The organism is Rhizobium sp. R635, from assembly GCF_002211285.1.
In the GTDB taxonomy this organism is placed as follows: Bacteria; Pseudomonadota; Alphaproteobacteria; order Rhizobiales; family Rhizobiaceae; genus Rhizobium.
In genome coordinates this window covers 1-20145 of the sequence record NZ_LOKX01000017.1, presented here as the reverse complement: position 1 = coordinate 20145, position 20145 = coordinate 1, and the positions used below count along the sequence as shown (strand labels likewise).

13 protein-coding genes and 1 tRNA gene are annotated in these 20145 nt (G+C 59.4%); 8 read left to right on the top strand and 6 right to left on the bottom strand.

Annotated features, from left to right (window positions below; genetic code table 11):
* Position 1 precedes the first annotated feature (1 nt).
* The 4 genes from ATY78_RS14815 to ATY78_RS14800 are packed head-to-tail and all read right to left on the bottom strand — an operon-like array spanning position 2 to position 4439.
* A complete protein-coding gene (locus tag ATY78_RS14815; protein WP_088683080.1) occupies positions 2–529 on the bottom strand; it encodes a DUF995 domain-containing protein in 528 nt (175 codons plus the stop codon).
* A 37-nt stretch (positions 530–566) separates the two neighbouring features.
* Positions 567–2435: a glycosyltransferase family 2 protein gene (locus ATY78_RS14810; protein WP_088683079.1), complete on the bottom strand. Its 1869-nt coding sequence runs from the start codon at positions 2433–2435 to the stop codon at positions 567–569.
* On the bottom strand, positions 2432–3415 hold the full coding sequence (gene galE, locus ATY78_RS14805; protein WP_088683078.1) for a UDP-glucose 4-epimerase GalE: 984 nt from the start codon (positions 3413–3415) through the stop codon (positions 2432–2434). The genes ATY78_RS14810 and galE overlap by 4 nt, the downstream gene beginning before the upstream one ends.
* 1 nt (position 3416) lies before the next feature.
* Positions 3417–4439: a UDP-glucuronic acid decarboxylase family protein gene (locus ATY78_RS14800; protein ID WP_088683077.1), complete on the bottom strand. Its 1023-nt coding sequence runs from the start codon at positions 4437–4439 to the stop codon at positions 3417–3419.
* A 387-nt stretch (positions 4440–4826) separates the two neighbouring features.
* On the opposite strand from ATY78_RS14800, the gene ATY78_RS14795 reads away from it, so the two are divergent.
* On the top strand, positions 4827–5147 hold the full coding sequence (locus ATY78_RS14795; RefSeq protein WP_088683076.1) for a hypothetical protein: 321 nt from the start codon (positions 4827–4829) through the stop codon (positions 5145–5147).
* 89 nt (positions 5148–5236) lie between these two features.
* Here the strand turns inward: ATY78_RS14795 and ATY78_RS14790 are convergent, their stop codons facing one another.
* Positions 5237–6022, bottom strand: coding sequence for a response regulator transcription factor (locus ATY78_RS14790; RefSeq protein WP_088683075.1), 786 nt, complete (start codon positions 6020–6022; stop codon positions 5237–5239).
* An 825-nt stretch (positions 6023–6847) separates the two neighbouring features.
* Between ATY78_RS14790 and ATY78_RS14785 the strand changes: the two genes are divergently transcribed.
* The 7 genes from ATY78_RS14785 to ATY78_RS14755 all read left to right on the top strand — a co-directional run bounded on the left by ATY78_RS14785 (position 6848) and on the right by ATY78_RS14755 (position 19515).
* A complete protein-coding gene (locus tag ATY78_RS14785; protein ID WP_088683074.1) occupies positions 6848–7762 on the top strand; it encodes a fibrinogen-binding protein in 915 nt (304 codons plus the stop codon).
* A gap of 143 nt (positions 7763–7905) precedes the next feature.
* On the top strand, positions 7906–9927 hold the full coding sequence (locus ATY78_RS14780) for a hypothetical protein (RefSeq protein WP_088683073.1): 2022 nt from the start codon (positions 7906–7908) through the stop codon (positions 9925–9927).
* Between the two features lie 23 nt (positions 9928–9950).
* Positions 9951–12245, top strand: coding sequence for a type I secretion system permease/ATPase (locus tag ATY78_RS14775; protein WP_088683072.1), 2295 nt, complete (start codon positions 9951–9953; stop codon positions 12243–12245).
* A gap of 5 nt (positions 12246–12250) precedes the next feature.
* Entirely contained in the window at positions 12251–13597 is a 1347-nt protein-coding gene (locus tag ATY78_RS14770) for an HlyD family type I secretion periplasmic adaptor subunit (protein ID WP_088683071.1), read from the top strand.
* 113 nt (positions 13598–13710) lie between these two features.
* Positions 13711–14202, top strand: a complete 492-nt coding sequence (locus tag ATY78_RS14765; RefSeq protein WP_088683070.1) for a hypothetical protein — start codon at positions 13711–13713, stop codon at positions 14200–14202.
* 155 nt (positions 14203–14357) lie between these two features.
* Positions 14358–16010 (top strand): GNAT family N-acetyltransferase, encoded by a 1653-nt coding sequence (locus ATY78_RS14760; RefSeq protein WP_088683069.1) that lies wholly within the window; start codon positions 14358–14360, stop codon positions 16008–16010.
* A 124-nt stretch (positions 16011–16134) separates the two neighbouring features.
* Positions 16135–19515: an AAA domain-containing protein gene (locus ATY78_RS14755; protein ID WP_088683068.1), complete on the top strand. Its 3381-nt coding sequence runs from the start codon at positions 16135–16137 to the stop codon at positions 19513–19515.
* Between the two features lie 201 nt (positions 19516–19716).
* Here ATY78_RS14755 and ATY78_RS14750 read toward each other — a convergent pair.
* A tRNA-Met gene (locus ATY78_RS14750) sits at positions 19717–19793 on the bottom strand.
* Between the last annotated feature and the right edge of the window lie 352 nt (positions 19794–20145).

Genomic DNA, 20145 nt, shown 5'->3' with positions numbered 1-20145 from the left:
CTCACCCTCCTTTTCGGGCTACTTCCTGGTTCGCCAGGACCTGCTTCAGGTCACGCGCTTTCGCGCTGACGGTATCGATGGGAACGAGCTTGCGGAACTCGTCGTCCTGCTGGACCGATGCATGACGGAAAATGTACCAGTTGCCGTCCGGCTGGCGCCGCTGATAGATCGTGTTGCCGACCTTGCGGTGGCCGAAACATGTGCTGGCGCGGGCCGCACCCTCGGCATTGGTCCAGGTGGCGCGCATGCAGAGCTGGCCGAGATCGTCGACCACCCACTTGCCTTCGGCGAAGGACTGTTTGCCCTTGTCGTCGGTCCAGGCGACGAACCGCCGGCCATCGTCGAAAAAGCGGCCGCCGCCGGTGTTCCAGACCCAGGTCCTGTCGCCATAGATCCGATAGAGCTCAAAGGCGCTGAGCGGCGTCGGCGCCGGCGTCTTCTTCCCGGCTGCCTCGGCGCCATGTGCCGCCAGCGGCAGGCACAGGCTGAGCGCAAGAGCTGCGCCATATAGTCTCGATCCGATACTCATTACATTCTCCTTCTCGACACCCGCCGGTTCCGCCGGCTCACACACCCTGTTCGGCCCGTCCCGTGTTTCCGAACCCATTCCATTTGAGCCGGAACTTCACGATCCTGGTCTTGCCGCCGCCGAGGCCGGCGCCGGCCACGGCAAATTGCGTTTGACTGAAACTGACGATCGTCTGGCCGTGGGAAAGCGCCTCGAGGCTGCGCAGGCCATGATTGCCGACCTGCATGCCGCCGGTAACGCAGATCGAAAGTCCCATGGCGGTGGCGAGCCACAGGCCGCGCGATTGCGGCAGCATCGACAGATCGTTTTCGATCGCATGGCGCACGACGATCAGCACCGTCAGCGCCAGATAGATCGAAAGGTTCATCGCGGCGAAAACGTAAAAGCCCTGGGCGGCTGCGGCCTCGCCGGCGAGCGACATGGCGACGGCGCATAGGCCGGCGAGCCCGATATAGGGCGCGATGACGCGCAGCGGCAGGCAACGCTGCTGCTGCTTTCCCTTCGGCGTGATGCGAAAATCGACGAAGGAACCGGAGATATGATCGCGAACGGCGGCAAGGCTGCCGGCGAGCGACCAAGGCCAGCGCAGGAAGATGAAGGCCAAGCCCTCCCAGCCGAACAGTTTCGCATTGTTCGGCCTGAAGGTTCCCGTCGCGCGCCAGAAGAAGGCAAACAGTGTCAGCACGACCGATATCGGCACGAAATGCAGCAGGAAATCCGGATAGGTCACGTCGACGAAACCATGGCCCGTCAGCAAGGCGGCGACAGGCAGCAGGAACATCACGGCCATGAAGGCTGAGAAGAGCGGATACCAGAGCTGCGAGAACACGAACTGGAATCTCAACCGCCAGGGCAGACGTGGGACATAGTGGCGGGAATATTGCAGCAGGATGGTGACCAAGCTGCGCGACCACTGGAATTCCTGGACGACCAGATCGGCGAAATTGGCCGGGCCGTCGCCATGGGCGACCGCATCGACGGCATGCACGCCGCGCCAGCCGCCGGCATTCATCATGAGCGTCGTCGAATGATCTTCCGCAAGCTCGGGGCCGAGGCCGCCGATCTGGCGAAGGGCCGACGTGCGAACCGCATAATGAGAGCCGATGCAGAGGGGCGCCCAGCCATTATTATACCCCGTCTGCAGCGACCCGTGCAGGCTCGCCTCTGCATAGAGCCTGCCGCGCGCCGCCCAGCTTGTCCCCGCATTGGCGTCGCAGATGCTGGGCGCGGAGACATAACCGATCTCAGGATCGGCGAAGGGGCGCAGTATTTCCCGGAGATAGGTCGGAGTCGGCACGTGATCGGCATCGAACTGAGCGACGAAATCGTAGCGCGCATAGCCAAAATGGTCGTAGAAATAGGCGAGGTTGCCTTCCTTGCAGCGCGTCCGGCGCGGCCAGCTCGTGCGGTGGTATTCCGCCACCCCCTTCCGGGTGGAGATGAGCACACCATGCTCCCCGCACCAGCGCCGGGTTTCCTCCGATGGGTCCTCGTCGGCCAGCCAGACATCGAAATCGACGCCGACCTGATTGAGCATCGCCTGAAGCGTCGTGCGGACGACGGCGAAGGGTTCGGACGGCGCCTTGGTGACCACCATCGCTACCCGCCCCTGCGGCAGCCGCGCCAGCGGGCTGACCGTCCTCGCATCGACGAAGATCAGGATGAAATAAGCCGGCACGAGCGTGATCCAGGCAAGAACTGATGTGATGAGCACGAAGGCCGTCCAGGAAATGATATGGGCGGACTGGCACCACCAGATCCAGAAATAGCCAAGCGAGGCCAGCCAGCAGAGAATGCCGAAGCCATAAGCGGCGCGTTTCCAGCCCGTGAAGACGGGATCGAACATATCCGGGGCGGCGGCCTTGGCGGTTTTGATGCCATGGCCGATGTGCAAGATATCGCTCATGCCCTCACCTCCAGCCCGAAGGTCGGCCCGGCCGTGCGGATGATCGTATCGATGTCCGAAAGAGCCGGCACGAAGCCGAGTTCCGCCTGCGCTCTTGCGGTATTGGCAAAGAGGATCGGCGGATCGCCGACGCGGCGGGAGCGATAGCGGACGGGAACTTCACGGCCGGTCGTGCGATGGATCGCTTCGAGAATCTCCCGGACCGAAGTGCCGCGGCCGGAGCCGAGATTGACGCTGAGCGAGCTGCCGCCCGCCATCAGATGATTGACGGCGGCCAGATGCGCCTGCGCGAGATCACTGACATGGACATAGTCGCGGACACAGGTCCCGTCCTCGGTCGCGTAGTCGGTGCCGAAGATATCGAGCCTCTCCAGCTTGCCGGCGGCAGCGAGAAGGGCGCGAGGGATGAGATGAGTTTCCGGGAAATGACGCTCGGAAAGCTCCCCGTCCGGATCGGCACCGGCCGCGTTGAAATAACGCAGCGCGGCGAAACGGATGCCATAGGCGGCAGCGAAATCCTCGAGCGCCATCTCGAAGATCAGCTTGGTGCGGCCATAGGGGTTCACCGGCTGCTGCAGGCTTTCCTCGCGGATCGGCAGCGTGGCCGGAACGCCATAGGTGGCGCAGCTGCTCGAAAAGACGATCCTCTCGATATCCTGGTCGAGGCAGGCTTCGAGCAGCGTCAGGCTGCCGACGACATTGTTGCGGTAATATTTCCTGGGCATGTCGACGGATTCGCCGACATAGGCATTGGCGCCGCAATGGATGACGCAATCCGGAGAAAACTCCGCCATCGTCCGGCGCAGCGCGGCGGCATCGGCGAGTTCGGCGCGAATGAGCGGCCCCCAGCGGACGCTGTCGGCATGCCCCGTCGAGAGATTGTCGTAGGTCACGGGGACCATGCCGGCGCGCGACAGCGCCTTGCAGATATGACTGCCTATGAAACCGGCGCCGCCGGTGACGAGAATGTAGCGGGGCATCTCATATCGCCTCCGCCTTCTCTTCACTGGCAAGCAACCCGTCGAAATAGTCGACGGTGCGCGCCAGGCCGATTTCGAGACCGACGCGGGGCTGCCAGTCCAGCTCGGTCATGGCTCGGGAAATATCCGGCCGCCGCTGGCGAGGGTCGTCGATGACCCTGGGCAGGTGGACGATCCTGGAGCGCGAGTTCGTCAGATCCAGGATGATTTCCGCCAACCGGCGAACGGTGATCTCGAGCGGGTTTCCGAGGTTGATCGGGCCGATGCATGCGCTGCCGGCGGCCGAAAACCGGAGGAAACCCTCGATGAGGTCGTCGACATAGCAGAAAGAACGGGTCTGCTCGCCATCGCCATAGATCGTCAGGTCGGCATTGCGCAGGGCCTGGACGATGAAGTTGGAGACCACCCGGCCGTCGTCCTGACGCATGCGCGGCCCATAGGTGTTGAAGATGCGGCCGACCTTGATGTCGACGCCGTAAGTCCTGTGATAATCGAAGAACAGGGTTTCGGCGCTGCGCTTGCCTTCGTCGTAGCAGCCGCGCGGCCCGATCTGGTTGACATTGCCGCAATAGGATTCGCGCTGGGGACTCTGGTTCGGGTCGCCGTAGACCTCGGAGGTCGACGACTGAACGACGGTCGCGCCGGACTTTCGTGCGCAATCCAAGGTGTTGACGGCGCCGAGCACATTGGTCAGCAGCGTTCCCACGGGATCCCGCTGATAATCGGGTGGAGAAGCAGGAGAAGCGAAGTTGAAGATGAGCGATGCTTCGATATCGAAGGGCTGGCGAACATCGTGATCGACGATGTGGAAGCGAGCGTTCGACAGAAGGTGATCGACATTCGAACGGCGGCCAGTGGAAAAATTGTCGAGGCATATGACGCGGTGACCGCGCTGCAGGAGCCTCTCGCAGAGATGGGAACCGAGGAAGCCGGCCCCGCCATTCACGAGCACCGTACGTACCCCCTGACGCACCGGTACTCTCGATATTTCAGAATGACCCTCGCTGGGAACGAAACTACGCATTACAAACCCCTTCCCATATATTAGTCTTTTTGATTTAGTTATGCGCTCAATTCCCCTTTATCCGCCCTGGATATTCATTTTACCGACCATCCAAAGCATGAATAACTTTTGAGTTATTCTTCGCACAACTGATTTACTATTAAAATGATAAGACGTTTGTTACCGCGGTCAACTTTAAAAATTACAAATACCCGAAGTAATTACGTAACTATTCTTTAAAGTAACAAATGATTAATCATTCCGAACGATCTTCTGCTATAAGACCTTCCGTCCTCATCTCCAGCTTCACTCAACGAAGCTAATATACGAAGGTGAGGAGAGGGTCGGCCGCGCTGGACGGGGCGCCCCGGTCTTGCATCCGGAAATGCCATGTGCGAGGGGTTCTGTATGTTGAAAAATCAAGATGACACGCGACTGAAGGGCGGGCGCCTCCGCTTGGCCGTGTGCGTATGGGGAACAGTGCTTCTCGCGCTCGGGCCGATGTCATGCTCGGCCGTTGACGACGATGTCGCCGTGATCGCGAAAAAGAAGATCGTGGCGGCCGAAGCGCCGCGCGTTACGAAGGCATACGCCTATCCCGCCAGCCGCGCCGATCGTCCGGCTGCGGCAACGGTCGGCGTCGTAAGCTATCACGGCTCTGCGCCCTATATCTGTTCTCCGAGCGGCTTTGGACAAAAGTCGCGCTGCTTTGCGCGTCCCTCGACCTGAGCCTGCTACAGGATTCCTCAAATCGACTTCGATCTAAGGAATCATTCCTTTGCGCCTCTGAAGAAGGCGCGCCGCCGCAGGGCATTGCGTCAGTTGCGCCAGCGAGCGCCCGACATGTCGTCTTCGCCGACGGGATGCTCGTTGAAAAAGCGGGAAGCCGCTTCCGTGCGGTTGCGGACGTTCATCTTCTTATAGATGTTGCGGACGTGAACCTTCACGGTGTTTTCGGAAAGATGCAGCTTGTCGGCGATGATCTTGTTCTGCGTCCCCTTGCAGATGAGGTCCAGGATCTGAACCTCCCTGGTCGTCAATGAGGAGATGCTGTCGCGTCGCAGCTTGAGCGCGTTGTTGCGCGCCGCATCGACCGACTTCGTCTGATACAGAGAAGGCTCGAGCTGGGCGTTCTTGTTGGCAAGGCGATTGAGAAGCGCCGATGGAAAATGCTCGCCACCCTTCATCAGCAGATCCACCGCGGCCATGAACACGTCGAGCCGCAGGTTGAGCGGCAGAACGCCGTCGATGATCCTTGCTTCAACCAGCCGGCTGACATAGGGTTCCAGCATATCGATTGCTTCGACGACGAGACCGATCGATGTTTCCGGGTGATTTTCGCGGACGGCCTGCAGCGCTTCATGGAGCTCCGGACCGGGTATATGATAGAATAAAACGAGCTTCATATCGCTGGTATCTTTCTCCAGCATCGGCCTTGTGCTCGTTATACTTGCTACTTCACAGTTTGCAAATTTCTTTGCAAGTGCTTCCACCATGCATTCTGAAAACAGATCTGCTCTGGCCACCACCATGATAGTATTTGCGGAGGTTCCCAACTTTCGGCCCTGGTCCGCATTCTCCATTCCTGAGCCTGTCATGAACATATACGCCTCCCCTAGCGTTACACTTTACTAAGACGTTCAGCGATGGCGGGTACTGGATATTGTGAAATGCCGGCCCCTGATGTCACCGCGTTATTTTTTAGACATTTCTTAATTATGTTAATACGGATTTAGAAGGAAGGAAATGGCCCAAAGTAATTAGTTTTAGGGAGTGAAAACCACGATTTACAACATCTTGGTTGTATTTTTACTGGAGTGAGTACTTCAACGGTACTGCCTGTCCCACTATAGGCAACTCACGAAGCGTAATATTTCATTACAGTTTGTCATGAATCGGTCATGCGCGGAGATACTTGGATTCATCACAGAAAAGCCGTCGAGATAGTTGCACGTCCCGATAGCGACAGAGGTAACCCGCAGTTTCCTTCACCGCACAAGTCTGAAGACCTCTGCGGAATCTACTTGTCGGTGGGATTATTTTGCTGCTGCAACCCAGCTTCACCCGAATTGATATCTATCGGCTCAAAAATTTTTACAGCAATCTGTGATCGTCAGCCAAATGGCGGCATGGGAAAGCCAGGTATCGTCATGTCTTTCGTGATACAGGGCCTCCTCTGAGGGAAGTCAAGAAAAAGTAAGCATGAAAATTCCATATCCACTCTTGGATATGGGACTGGATATGTGCGGCCTTGTACTGTGTGCGTACGTTCCCAATGCCGATTTGAGCGGCAAATCGCGATGAAACCGCAGATGATTAGTATCGAATCCATCTGCCGATTTTAACCGTATCGGAGCAAGCGCGAGTAAAATCCCATTTGAGATGAGAGGGATTTCGAAAAGCTGCTCCGGTTTTTCTGGAGAAGTGCAATGTCTGACGACATCGAAATCAAGAAGGTCGGGGCGCTTGCCGACGGCTTTGCAAACAGCGCAGTCAATTCAACGGAAGTCGACGACGGCTCCACCGGCTATGTCGGCGTTGCCAATGGCGATAACCGCGACAACCAGGACAACAGCGTCGACGTGGACGTCAACGCCGACCTCGATGTCTCCGCCAACAACGGCGACAACCGCGACAACGATTACGACTGGAGCTATGACAGCAAGTCGTACAGCGACAACGACACCAAGACGATTACCGACACCGACACGAAGACCATCACCGATACCGACACGAAGACGATCACGGACACCGATACCAAGACCATTACGGACACCGATACCAAGACCATCACGGATACGGACACCAAGACGGTCACCGACAGCTACAACACGTCCGACAGCTTCAACAAGACGGACACGGACTTCGCCGTCATCGAAGACGTCAAGGACTTCGACAACCTCGGCGTTGCCGGGCATGACCTCACCTTCAACCTCGGCGACGATTTCTCCTTCACCCTTGATGTCGACAGCATCCTCAACAATTCGCTGGGCGGCGAAGGCAACGACAGCGGCTTCAGCGCCGTGCAGGCAAACCATCTGGCTGACCAGGACAGCGCCTGGAACATCAAGATGGAGAACGAAGGAGCCCAGAACCACCTGAATTCCAATGGCGGCACCGCCGACAGCGCAGAAGGCATGGAGATGGACGGCAGGGGCTGGGATCTCAAGGCCGGCGACGATGCCTCCGGCTCGAGCACGGCCGACGCTTCGGCGATCCTTGCCAATTCCGGCTTCCATCTCGAACTCGTTCAGGGCGCGAACCTGCTCAGCAACACGGTCGACTCCAGCGTCATCGGCGGCAATTCTCATGTCTCCGACGTCGGCGAGGATACCGGCACCTGACACCGACCTCCAATGACCAAGACCAGCTGCACCGGCTCCGGCCGGTGCAGCTTGACTGCTTGAAAACGTTTTGACGACCACACCGCAGCTCCCGCGAGGAGGCGCTCAAGGCCGATCGTCATTTCGAGTGGGAGGGCCGAACCATGCATGTCGAGAAGATTTCGGAAATTGTCGCACACTTCATCGGTCTCTTCGAGATGACCTTCGATGAGATGAGGGCGCGCACCAAATATGCCGACGGACAAGGCCCGCTCGACGATGGACCCGTGCTGCCTGATCAGGAGGGCTTCAGCACCGCCTTCTCTTCCGTTCTGCAGCTCAAGGACTACGATCCCGGTATTATATACAAAAGCGGCAGCTACGATATGGACTTTGGTCCGGCGCGCCATTTGGGCCGCGTTTTCGAAGAGAGCCTGGAGAAGCTGGCGGCGATTGCGGCAAAGGACATTCCGCTACCGCATTTCGGCTCGTTTACGGATGTCGAGCTGTCGGATGAGCCGGAGCTGACGGTCTATGCCGGGCCTGGTTCGTCGATCAGTCACGTCCTGCAGGTCAACGTTCTCTATGACGACGACTATCTCGACATGACGGACGGCCTCCATGCCGCGCGGGACACGAGTTTCGTCATCGAGCGGCTCGCGGATTTCAGCAGCAAGGCCGAGATTTTCACGCCTTTTTCCAGCCTCCACCGGACCGATACCTATGACGGCGCCCTGAAGATCGCCGAAGATCTTCAGAATTACATCCAGAATGCCAGGGATAGCGGGGCGACCTCGCTCGGCACCGACGCCACGCATGATTTCGTCACCGTCGATCCCATCGTCAACGGCGGCCCCTACGTCAACGGCAAGATCGAGGCCGAAATACCTATCCTCGACGACTTCCTGCCCGACCGCGGCCTTGCCAAGCTCCCGGAGGAGCCCGGCGACAGCAATTCATCGGTCGAACGGGACGAGCCCGCCGGCAACAGCCTCGATGTGACTGCGGGCGCGAATGTCGTCGTCAATGTCGCCGCGGTGATCCATACCGGCGTCATCGCTTCGGTCTCCGCCGTGATGGGCAACTACCACCAGATCGACGCGGTCTCCCAAGCCTTCGTCTACAGCGACAATGACGAAATCGACGCGGCTCTGCGCTCATCCAGCCATTCGGCCGAGGAAGCGGGAACGATCGCCAAGAATATCGCCGTCTTCGAGCAAAGCACCTTCGAACCATCGAGCCATGCCGAGCCCGATCCTGCCGATCCGACCTTCCCGAACAGCTGGCGCGTCAACGTCATCGACGGCGACGTCTCCTTCGTGCAGTGGATCGAGCAATATCAGTTCATCACAGACAACGATACGATGACGGTGACCACCTCCGGGTCCGAAGCCACGGTTCTGACGGGCGGCAATACCGCGATCAACTTCTCCTCCTTTTTCCAGATGGGCTTGCAATATGATCTGGTGATCATCGGCGGCAATGTGCTCGATATCAACAGCATCACGCAGATCTCGCTGCTCTACGACAATGACTGGGTGCGGGCTGAGGACGATCTCGATCCCGGCGCCGACATACAGACCGGCAACAACCTGATCTGGAATTTCGCCTCGATCCACAATGTCGGGACCGGGGCGCCGTTCGAGGTCATGCCCGACTACATGTTCGAGACGCAGAAGGCGATCGAGGATCGCGATCCGAATATGCCGGAAGGCTTGTCGTTCAACGCCAATTTCCAGGGATATGCCGGTCTCAACGTGCTCTACATCACCGGCAATCTCTATGACATGACCATCATCAAGCAGGTCAGCATCCTCGGCGATTCCGACGATGTGATCCAGGCCGCCTCGACACTCCTCGACAGCAATCCCGGTGCAACGGTTACGATCGACACAGGCAGCAACGCGCTCGTCAACATCGCCGAGATCATCGACTACGACAGTTTCGGCCAGACGACTTATCTCGCCGGCCAGCTGTACTCAGACGCCATCCTCATTCAGGGCGGGCTGGTGGAGCATGACACGACACAGCCGGAGCCGCTCAACGACAGGCTCGCCAACGAAGTCATCGCCTTCCTCGACGACGACGATCCGTCGAGCTCCGACGATGCCGTGATCAATGCGGGGAATGATCTCTCATGGTCGTCGGCGCACCCGGCCGACGTCATGCAGGCCATGGTCGCCTGACCTTAAAGTATTGAGGAATGACTATGAATCAGATTTCGAAACAAATCTTTGCGGCGGGCAGCGCGCTGGATCTTAGGTCCGGCACTATTCCCTCCGCTGCCCCGTCGGACAAGGCGACGGTTAATCTTTGCATTTCCGCGATCGACGAGGCGGTCGAGAATCTCCGCAGGATGAGCGGCGCCGGCACGTCGCAGGCTGGGCGCACCAAGGGAACGGTCGAAATTGCGGCACGCGAGAGCGATCCCGAAGACGCAGTCACGATAGAGGTCCCACTCCCGCAAAAGACGGTGGCGCCGGCAGCCTCGAATGTGGAAACGGCGCGTCCTGCCCCGGCAATGGAGAGCCCGGCGACTACAAAGCCGGCGGAAGCGCCTGTCCGGCCACAGACCGAGGCGAGGGCGGCCCCCGAAGGGCCGAAGGAAAGGACCGAGCTCAAATCGAGCCCGACGATGCCGTTCGGCAAGACCATAGACGGCGAGAGCGGCCCGGTCATCGAGAACGACCGGCGCGCCCGGGCGGGGGGCGGCGGAAACGGTAGGGATACCGATCTTGGCGGGGGCGGAGGCGGGGGCGGCAGTGGCGGCGGTTTTCACAAGCGCAGCGAGCCTGTGAATTTCGCCGCCAGCCTCGCCCGCGGGATTGCGGCGGTACGAAGGAACATGGTGATCGTGATGGTGTTCACGATCGCGATCAACGTCCTCCTCCTGGCGATCCCGCTTTATCTCTTCCAGATATCCGACCGGGTGCTGACCAGCCGGTCGATCGACACGCTCGTCATGCTCTCGGTCGCCGTGCTCGGCGCCGTGCTGCTGCAGGCTTTCATGGATTCGGTGCGGCGCTTCATTCTGATGCGCACCGCGGTTGAGCTCGAAGTGCAGCTCGGCGCGCCGATCCTCAGCGCCGCGGCGAGGGCATCGCTCCATGGCAGCGGCAAGGATTATCAGACGCTGCAGGACCTGCAGCTCCTACGCGGTTTCCTGACGTCGGGCACGCTGATCGCATTTCTCGACGCGCCGCTGATGCCGTTCTTCGTGGTGGTCGTCTATTTCGTCCATCCGCATCTCGGCATCATCATCATGGCCTGCTGCGCGGTGCTTTTCCTCATCGCTTACCTGAACCAGAAATTCACGGCCCGGCAATTCGCAGAATCCAACGGCTATCTCAGCCGCGCGAATTTCCATCTCGACTCCATGTCGCGCAATTCGCAGATCATCAATGCCATGGCGATGATCCCCGAGGCCGTGAAGATGTGGGGCAGGGAAACGGCGGGATCGCTGAAGTCGCAAGTCGAAGCGCAGGACCGCAACATCATCTTTTCAGGCATCTCGAAGGCCTGCCGCATGATCACGCAGGTGACGCTCCTGGGCTGGGGCGCCCACCTGTCGCTCGCGGGCGACCTGACGGGCGGCATGGTGATCGCGGCTTCGATCATTTCGGGACGGGCGCTGGCGCCGATCGAAGGCGCCATCGAAGGCTGGCACCAGTTCAACAAATCGGCAGCCGCCTATGCCAGGATCAAGAGCCTGCTCCTGAACTCGCCGTTGAACTTCCCGCGCCTGCGCCTTCCCAATCCCGAAGGCCGGCTCGACGTCGAACGCATTCTGTTCGTGCCGCCGCCGCAGAAGAAGGTCATTCTCAACGGCATCTCCTTCTCGCTCAAAAAGGGAGAATCGCTTGCGATCATCGGCAATTCCGGTTCGGGCAAGACGACGCTCGGCAAGATGCTCGTCGGCTCCATCGTTCCGACATCGGGAAATGTGCGCCTCGACCTGATGGATCTGCGCAACTGGGACCAGCGCCAGTTCGGCGAAAGCATCGGCTATCTGCCGCAGGACGTGCAGCTCTTTCCCGGTACGATCAAGGCCAATATCTGCCGCATGCGCGACGACGTCGAGGATCACCAGATCTATGACGCTGCCGTGCTCGCCGATGTGCATGAGCTCATCGCCGGCTTCCCGCAAGGGTACGAAACCGTCGTGGCGGCCGACGGCGCTCCGCTTTCCGGCGGCCAGAAGCAGCGCATCGCGCTGGCGCGCGCTTTTTTCGGCAATCCCAAATTCGTGGTGCTCGACGAGCCGAATTCGAACCTCGATACGCAGGGCGAGGCGGCGCTCGCCAAGGCGCTGATCCACGCCAAGAAGCAGAGCATCACCACCGTCACGATCACCCAGCGCCCCGCTCTGCTCCAATGCGTCGACAAGATCCTCGTGCTCAAGGATGGCACGGTCGCCATGTTCGGCGAGCGGATCGAGGTGCTGCAGGCGCTTTCCAAGAACAACGCCAATGGCGGCCAACAACCGCCTCGCATCGAGGGATGAACGACATGGGGAAAAAACAGGAGGCATCCGGCTCCTCGCAGATCGAATGGTATAGCGAGGTGCCGCGCTCGATCCGTCTGCACAGCATCGTCGGCCTGACGGTGCTCTTCGTCTCCTTCGGAGGGTTCGGCTTCTGGGCCGCAACCGCGCCGCTCGCCTCGGCGATCATCGCGCAGGGAAGCTTCGTCGCGACCGGCAACAACAAGATCGTCCAGCATCTGGAAGGCGGCATCATCAAGGAGATGCGCGTCAGCGAAGGTGACACGGTTAGGGAGGGCGATATCCTGCTGACCCTCGATCCCACGGCATCACGCTCGAACGAACGGATGCTGCAGCTTCGCCGCCTGCGCCTCGAGGCCGTCGTCGCGCGGCTTCGCGCCGAAGCGCAGGGCCTCAAGCAATTCCACATTCCCGACATCGTCACCAAGGAAGTGAGCGATCCCGATATCTACGCGATCATCCAGAGCCAGAACGTCGTCTTCCACAGCAAGCAGATCAAGCTCGAAGAGCAGCTGAACCTGATCGAGAAGAACATCAAGTCGCTGGAATATCGCTTCGACGGCTATAAGGGCCAGCGGGAATCCTTTGAAAGGCAGCTGGCGCTGCTGACCGAGGAACGCGATTCCAAGGCCCGGCTGGTCAAGGTCGGCTATATGCGCAAGACGGATCTGCTGGCGATCGAGCGGGCGATCGCCGATGCGATGGGCGACATTTCGCGGCTGAACGGCGAGATCAACGAGAGCGAAGCCGAAATCGCCAAATTCCGCCAGGAAGCCGTCATCGCCGTCAATTCGAACAAGCAGGCGGCGCTCGATGCGCTCGAGACCGCCGAATCCGACCTGGACAGCGTGCGGGAGCAAATGCGCGAGGCCGCCGGTGTGCTTGAACGCACCGTCATCCGCTCGCCGGTATCGGGCACGGTGGTGCGCTCCTATTTCCACACGGCCGGCGGCGTCATTATGACGGGCAAGCCGATCATGGAAATCTTGCCGGCGCATGTGCCGCTGATCCTGGAAGCACAGGTGCTGCGCACTTCCATCGATCAATTGCGCGAGGGGGAAACGGCTTCGATCCGTCTGACGGCGCTCAACCGGCGCACGACCCCGGTTCTCGAGGGTAGGGTCTTCTACGTCTCGGCCGATTCGATCGAGGAGAATGCCGGCCTCTCGGTCAAGGACGTCTATATCGTGCGCGTCGAAATACCGGATTCCGAAATTGCGCGCGTGCATAATTTCCATCCCGTTCCCGGCATGCCGGCGGAAGTGCTGATCCAGACGTCGGAGCGCACCTTCTTCGAATATTTGAGCAAACCGATCACCGACAGCATGTCCCGTGCCTTCAAGGAGCGCTGATCGCTCTTCATCCGAGCGGTCCGCCGATATGACGGATCATCCGCGGTTCTGCTATAATGACGGCCTGCATCCCTTGGGATGGGTCGCACCCTTCGGGGAGAAAGAGGTCTGGCATGGCGGCGATGTCCGATGTCCTGTTGCGGGTCGGCCGCCTGAACTATGTCTGGACGAATACCGAAAGCCTGCTGATCTATATCATCGCCCATCTTCTCCGGGTGGAGAAGGAGGCGGCCATCGTCGTGTTCCTGACCCTCAACACGACGCGCGCTCGGATCGATCTCGTCGAAAGGCTTGCCAAGCTCGCCTCGACCTCTCCTGCCGACCGCAAGGCAATCCTTTCAGCCATGTCGCGGCTGAAGAAGGAATCCAAGACGCGCAACAAATACAATCACTGCATCTATTCCTTCGACGAGAGAGGAGAGATATCGAGCACCCAGCTGATGCGGCTCGTCGAGGACGACAAGGAGATCCGCTACGGCAAGATCGAGCAGATGGACGAGCGCGAGCTCGATCTTCTGGAAAAGTCGATCGCCGAAATCGTCGCGATCAGCCGGACGCTCTGGGCCTTCATTCATGCGAGCACGCGGATAGCGGGAGAGCTCTGAAGGGCAGCAGGCGCGACTGCGGGCCTCCGATTTATGTGCCGGCTAATGAATAGCCCTATTTAAGCGCTGCAAATCATCCGGACGGTTTATTTGAAGATCGATGTTTCCCACTAGAATGAAATTTCCCGAGTGGCGTTTGGGGTATTGGGGGCAGCATGCGCATAGATATCATCGATACCATTGCCGGGTTGGAGGCGGTACACGACAACTGGGATCAGGTCTTCATGGCAGATCCCGATGCGCAGCATTTCCTCTCCTGGACCTGGCTCAGGAATTATCTCTCGCGCCGGCGCCGCTGGTTCATCCTCGCGTTGCGCGAGCGCGATCCCGAAGCACCCTATGTCGCTTTCTTTCCGCTGCGGCTCATCACTCATCTCAACGAGAAGACGGGGCTGTTCTACGACGAGATCATGATGGCAGGGAATTTCTCGGCCGATTATACCGGCTTCATCGTCCAGCCGGACTACGAACACCATGCCATTGCCGGCTTTGCCTCGTTTCTCAGACATCAGAACTGGACGGAGCTGAAACTCGAATATTTCAGCGGCCCTGCCGGCCGGCGCGAGAAGATGATCCGGGCGCTGCAGGGGCCGGAGGTGATGTTTCACGACAGTTCGCCCAAGAACAGCGAGAATATCGACAATACGATCTGCCCTATCGTTTCACTGCCGGCGAGCTTCGACGACTATCTCGAACAGCGCATGAGCAGCCAGACGCGCCAGAAACTCCGCCGTTTCCTGCGCAAAGTCGAAGGCGACGACATCTACCGGATCACGATGGCGACCGCTGAGACCATCGACCGCGATCTCGACATCCTTTTCAATCTCTGGCGTATCAAATGGAGCGAGCGAAAGGGGGCGGAACGAACCGAACGGCTGATCGTCACCACGCGCGAAATGCTGATGGACTGTTTCAACAGCGGCAATCTCGACGTGCCGGTCCTCTGGCATGGCGACCAGCCGCTCGGGGCGCTGGCGAATATCGTCGACCGGCAGAAGAAGGCCATCCTCTTTTACATCACCGGCCGCGACGAAAGCTGGAAGACGCCGTCGCCCGGCCTCATCCTGCATGGCTACTGCATCCGGCGGGCGATCGAGGACGGCTTCAAGACCTATGATTTCCTGCGCGGAAACGAACCTTACAAATATATGTTCGGCGTCGAGGAAAGACGGATCAGTTGCACCCTCTTCCGCACCCGCAGCGGCGTCAATCTGCATGGGGCGCTCAACCCGCGCAGCATTCGTTTCGTCTACGAACAGGCGCTCGACATGTATCGCAACGGCGCCAAGGGCAAAGCCGAGATCGCTTTCAATCAAGTGCTGCAATCGGCTCCGGGCCATACCGGCGCGGAATTCGGGCTCGCCAACCTGCTGTTCGACCGAGGTAAGCTGACGGAGGCCTTGACCGCCTATAAGACGCTGGTCGAGCGGGCTTCCGATCCGAGCCCGATCCAGATGCGGCTTGGCGACACGCAGCTTGCCCTGCATCAATACGACCAGGCGGCGGAGACTTTCCGGCAGATCGGCCAGATCGGACCGCATCTCGTCCAGGCGCATTACAAGCGCGGCATCGCGCTTGCTGCCAGCAAACGTCTGACTGAGGCGGAAGCGGTCTTCGCGGCGATCTGCGAGGTGCATTCAGACGATCCCACCGCACTCGACTATGCCGCCAAGGCGGGTATCGCCCTCGAACGTATCCGCTCAGTCACCGAACCGGCCCCGCACAAGACGGACATCCCGCCGGAAACCATCGAGCGCTGGAACCGGGGGCGCTATCTCGGCGAAAAGCGCCGGCCGCGCCTGCATTGACGCGGTTTGCCATTCGGGGAATGCGTTCGGACGGTTTCACGCAGAACCGCATGCTCTTTGATTTTGAGCTGGGATCGTTGTTAAAAGAGGCAAGAGCCTATTTGCAACTCCTCAGTGAGAAGTCATGCAGACCAATGCAGATGACGCCGAAAGGAAACGGCTTCTTGCCGTTCTCGATTTCTGGCACAAGATCGAGTTCTTCATTCCTTACGATCTCTCCAGCCGCGTCGTTCCTGATGAAGGACGAAGCGTTTTCTGGCTGCATGCCAAAACATTGGAGGATGACGGCGTAGCACTCAGCCATCCCGTCATACCCGAGGAAAAGCAGATCACGGGCTTTACGCTGTTTCTCGGCGTTTTCGACAAATCCGAAATTGCAGATATCCGCCGGTATTTCGACGGCGCCGCGGCTGATATCAACGAGTATGAGGATGCCGAACGCAGCGATCTCGACGGCGATACCTGCTTTGCCAGCCTGCAGCTCAACCCGCTGGGACAGCCGATCTTCGAGACCTTCTCGGTTTCAACGCTTCCCTGGGCTCTCGGACGCGTGCGGAAATCCGGCCTCTCCTCTTTGAGTTCCGAAGCTTTTGCCGACAGCAAGCGGCGGCTCGCTGAATTGCTGCAAAACTTTCGCACACAACGGCATCTGAGCTCTTCATCTTCCGAAGATACGGCCGATCAACCGATCAATGCCGCCGAAATCCAGACGCTCTATGAATTGCTCCGCGATTGGGCCGGCTTTGCCTCGCAACAGGAAAAGCCCATCGCCGCCGTTGAAATACGCTATCGCGACAAGCGGGAGAAAGCCGATCTCATCCCCTTGCCGGCGCCGCAGGAAAACCATGCGCTGAACGGCGAAGACGAGGAGGACGAAAGCGAAAACGCTAAAGACGAGATCGGCATCCTGAACAGCTTCTTCATCGAGGATATCGAGCGGGCGATGACCTCGATCAAGCAGGGCGAGATCCCGGAGCCGCTCAGACGATACCTCAGCCCACTCGCGCATGAGAAGCGGATCGACCTCTATTCGGAGAATGGACGCCGGGCGATCGTTCGGGCCTTACATCCCGGCAATCTCAACCGCGGGCGCTGGCTCAGCGAACCCCACCATGCGATGAGCCTGATGCAGCAATTCGCCATCAATTCGGCGATCGGAGATCTCAGAGAAACGGGGCTGTTCTCCGTCAACGGCCCGCCGGGCACGGGAAAGACCACGCTGCTGCGCGACCTGTTCGCAGACAATATCGTTCGGCGCGCCCGTGTTCTCGCCTCGTTGAAGACGGCGCGCGACGCCTTTGACGGGCCGCCGCGCCGTGCGATCTTCACGGATCGGAGCACGGTTTCGCTATCAGCGCTGATCCCGGCCCTTTCAGGATTCGAAATGGTCGTTGCCTCCTCGAATAATGCGGCGGTGGAGAATATCTCGCGAGACCTGCCCAAGCGGAGCTCGATCGCGGAAACCTCTTCATTCCAATATCTCCAGACGGTCGCCCACAAGATCGCCTGCCAGAAGAACAATGGGGCCGTTATCAAGCTCTCCGAGGAGGACCGGCCATGGGGGCTGATCGCCTGCGCGCTCGGCAACTCCCGCAACCGCAGGGCCTTCAAGGAACGTTTCGCCTTCATGGAAATCGCCGACAGGCCGAAGCCCGGCTGGTCCGGCGCGGCCAAACCGCAGACCATCTGGGAATGGCTGAAGGGCTATGAAGGACCGACCTTCGCCGAAGCGTCGGTGGCATTTCACGCCGCCGACGGGGCGGTGAGGGATAAGATCGGCCAATATGTGCGTTATGCCGATCTCTACGGCAAAATCGCCTTCGTTTCCCAGGATGCATTCTGCCGCGAGGCGCTTGAAGCAGTCGAGGCAGCATCGGCCGATCTCCGGCATGCTCAGGAGCGATGTGACGTGGCCACGGGCGAAATGCTCGGTTTCAAGGAAGAACTGTCTCATCATAAAGAGGAAGAACAGCTGCTAGACCGTAGCGCTCCCTCATGGTGGGAAAGAGCGCTGCCGACCAAAGCGGTACGGCAGCATCGGCAGAATGTCGTCGCCAATGCGCGCAAACAGCTGCAACTGCGCAAGGCATTGGCGGAATGCGAACATCGGCTCGCCAGCACGCATCGCCCTGCGATGGAAAAAGCTTTGCGGGAACGGAAGCGGGCCGAACAGGCACTGCGGTCGCAACGGGAAACCTGGTCCAAGAACAGAAACGAATTCGACCGGCTCGGGGAGATCCTCGGCCATCCCGTTTTACCCGAACGTCTTGCCGACCTCGAAACGGACCGCTTCCAGATCGACGGACTATGGCATCAGGACGAAATGGCTGGTCTGCGCTCGTCCTTGCTGGAAGCGGCGTTGACGCTGCATGAGGCGTGGCTGGCCGATGTCGGCAGGAAGGGCGGAGGTTTTGGCGGAAACATCGTCGCCATCACCAAATTGCTGTCCAACAACAGTCCTGCCGACGGCGAGCACGTCGCGCTGATCTGGCAGAGCCTTTTCATGATCGTCCCGATCGTCTCGACGACCTTCGCGTCCTTCGCCCGGCAGTTCCATGGTCTCGGAACCGCCTCGATCGGCTGGGTTTTCATCGATGAAGCCGGCCAGGCCGTGCCGCAGGCGACAGTCGGGGCAATGTTACGGGCGCGCCGGGTCATGGTGATCGGCGATCCCCAGCAGATCGAACCGGTCTTCACGCTTCCGAGCGCATTGATCAACGCCGCCTCGGCCCTTTCGCCGCACACCGCGGAGGGAGAATATTCACCGAACAAGACGTCGGTGCAGATGCTGGCCGATGCCGCCAACCGCTATGGGACGACCATCCCAAGCGAAGAGGCGGGCGGGCTCTGGGTCGGCAGCCCTCTCAGGGTGCACCGGCGCTGCATCGATCCGATGTTCAGCCTCGCCAATCGGATCGCCTATCAGGACAAGATGGTATTCGGGCTCAGAGAGCGCCGGCCGGCCGGCGACGCGCCGCCGTTTTACGGCGACAGCACCTGGATCGACATCAAGGGCAGGGTATCGGGCAAACAAGCCGTTGCGGAACAGACCGACTTCATCGTCGATCTCCTCACCGCCACTTATGCCCGGGACGGCACGCTGCCCGATCTCTACATCATCTCGCCGTTCAAGGAAGTCAAAAACAGGCTGAAGCAGGCTCTCGCCCACGCGGAATGGGTCGATCCGGGCGGACATACCTACTCCCCGCCGAAGCTGTCGAAATGGCTGCAGGAACGCATCGGCACGGTGCATACCTTCCAGGGCAAGGAGGAGAGCATCGTTTTCATGGTGCTCGGCGCCGATGCCGACCACAGGGGAGCCGCCAGCTGGGCTGCATCGAAGCCGAATCTGTTGAACGTAGCCCTGACGCGCGCCAAGCGTCGTTTTTATGTGGTTGGGGATCGAGCTGTTTGGGAAGGATTGCCCTATTTCAGGGAGACAGTCGCCGCTTTGGCGACGGTTTCAGCCTCGACGTTTCTGAGGCAAGCGGACTTGTTTGTGTGATGTCTTTTAGAATCAAACAACCCGCTTTTCAGCGGGCTATTTGTGATGAGGGAATTGAGAAGAGATTTGGTTGTGGGTGCAGGATTTGTAGTTTTTCTGTCCCTCTGCGTCGGCTTTGCCTCCTTGGGGGCCCCTGATGAGGCGTTAAATCCTCGACCCGTTACCAAACAAAAAGCCCGCCTTGATGGCGGGCAATTTGTTTGGTTGCGGGGGCAGGATTTGAACCTGCGGCCTTCAGGTTATGAGCCTGACGAGCTACCGGGCTGCTCCACCCCGCGATATTTCATTCCGGACGTGCTGCCCGGGAGCGCTGTCAGGCGTAGCCTGACGAGGTGAGGCCGTTAGAGATCGATCCAGTGGATCGATCTTAGGCCGAACGGGCTGCTCCACCCCGCGTCCAGCGCAAATCCTTTGGATTTGTCGCGGCTGCGTAAAGCGCCTTTGGCGATTTACGCGTACTGCCCGAACAAATTGCTTGCAATTTGTCTCGTGTTTCCTTGGCAGCTTATTTCATCATAACACGAAAGGCCGCTTTGCGGGCGGCCCTTTTTTCGGCTTTGGGCCGTTGGTTTGTTTTGAGAAGATTATTTAGTTGCGTTTTGCAGACCTGGCAGCGACCTACTCTCCCGC

Bases quoted from the DNA above. Each gene is read 5' to 3' on its own strand.
- ATY78_RS14815 (WP_088683080.1), bottom strand. From the start codon at position 529: ATGAGTATCGGATCGAGACTATATGGCGCAGCTCTTGCGCTCAGCCTG.
- ATY78_RS14810 (WP_088683079.1), bottom strand. From the start codon at position 2,435: ATGAGCGATATCTTGCACATCGGCCATGGCATCAAAACCGCCAAGGCC.
- galE (WP_088683078.1), bottom strand. From the start codon at position 3,415: ATGCCCCGCTACATTCTCGTCACCGGCGGCGCCGGTTTCATAGGCAGT.
- ATY78_RS14800 (WP_088683077.1), bottom strand. From the start codon at position 4,439: ATGCGTAGTTTCGTTCCCAGCGAGGGTCATTCTGAAATATCGAGAGTA.
- ATY78_RS14795 (WP_088683076.1), top strand. From the start codon at position 4,827: ATGTTGAAAAATCAAGATGACACGCGACTGAAGGGCGGGCGCCTCCGC.
- ATY78_RS14790 (WP_088683075.1), bottom strand. From the start codon at position 6,022: ATGTTCATGACAGGCTCAGGAATGGAGAATGCGGACCAGGGCCGAAAG.
- ATY78_RS14785 (WP_088683074.1), top strand. From the start codon at position 6,848: ATGTCTGACGACATCGAAATCAAGAAGGTCGGGGCGCTTGCCGACGGC.
- ATY78_RS14780 (WP_088683073.1), top strand. From the start codon at position 7,906: ATGCATGTCGAGAAGATTTCGGAAATTGTCGCACACTTCATCGGTCTC.
- ATY78_RS14775 (WP_088683072.1), top strand. From the start codon at position 9,951: ATGAATCAGATTTCGAAACAAATCTTTGCGGCGGGCAGCGCGCTGGAT.
- ATY78_RS14770 (WP_088683071.1), top strand. From the start codon at position 12,251: ATGGGGAAAAAACAGGAGGCATCCGGCTCCTCGCAGATCGAATGGTAT.
- ATY78_RS14765 (WP_088683070.1), top strand. From the start codon at position 13,711: ATGGCGGCGATGTCCGATGTCCTGTTGCGGGTCGGCCGCCTGAACTAT.
- ATY78_RS14760 (WP_088683069.1), top strand. From the start codon at position 14,358: ATGCGCATAGATATCATCGATACCATTGCCGGGTTGGAGGCGGTACAC.
- ATY78_RS14755 (WP_088683068.1), top strand. From the start codon at position 16,135: ATGCAGACCAATGCAGATGACGCCGAAAGGAAACGGCTTCTTGCCGTT.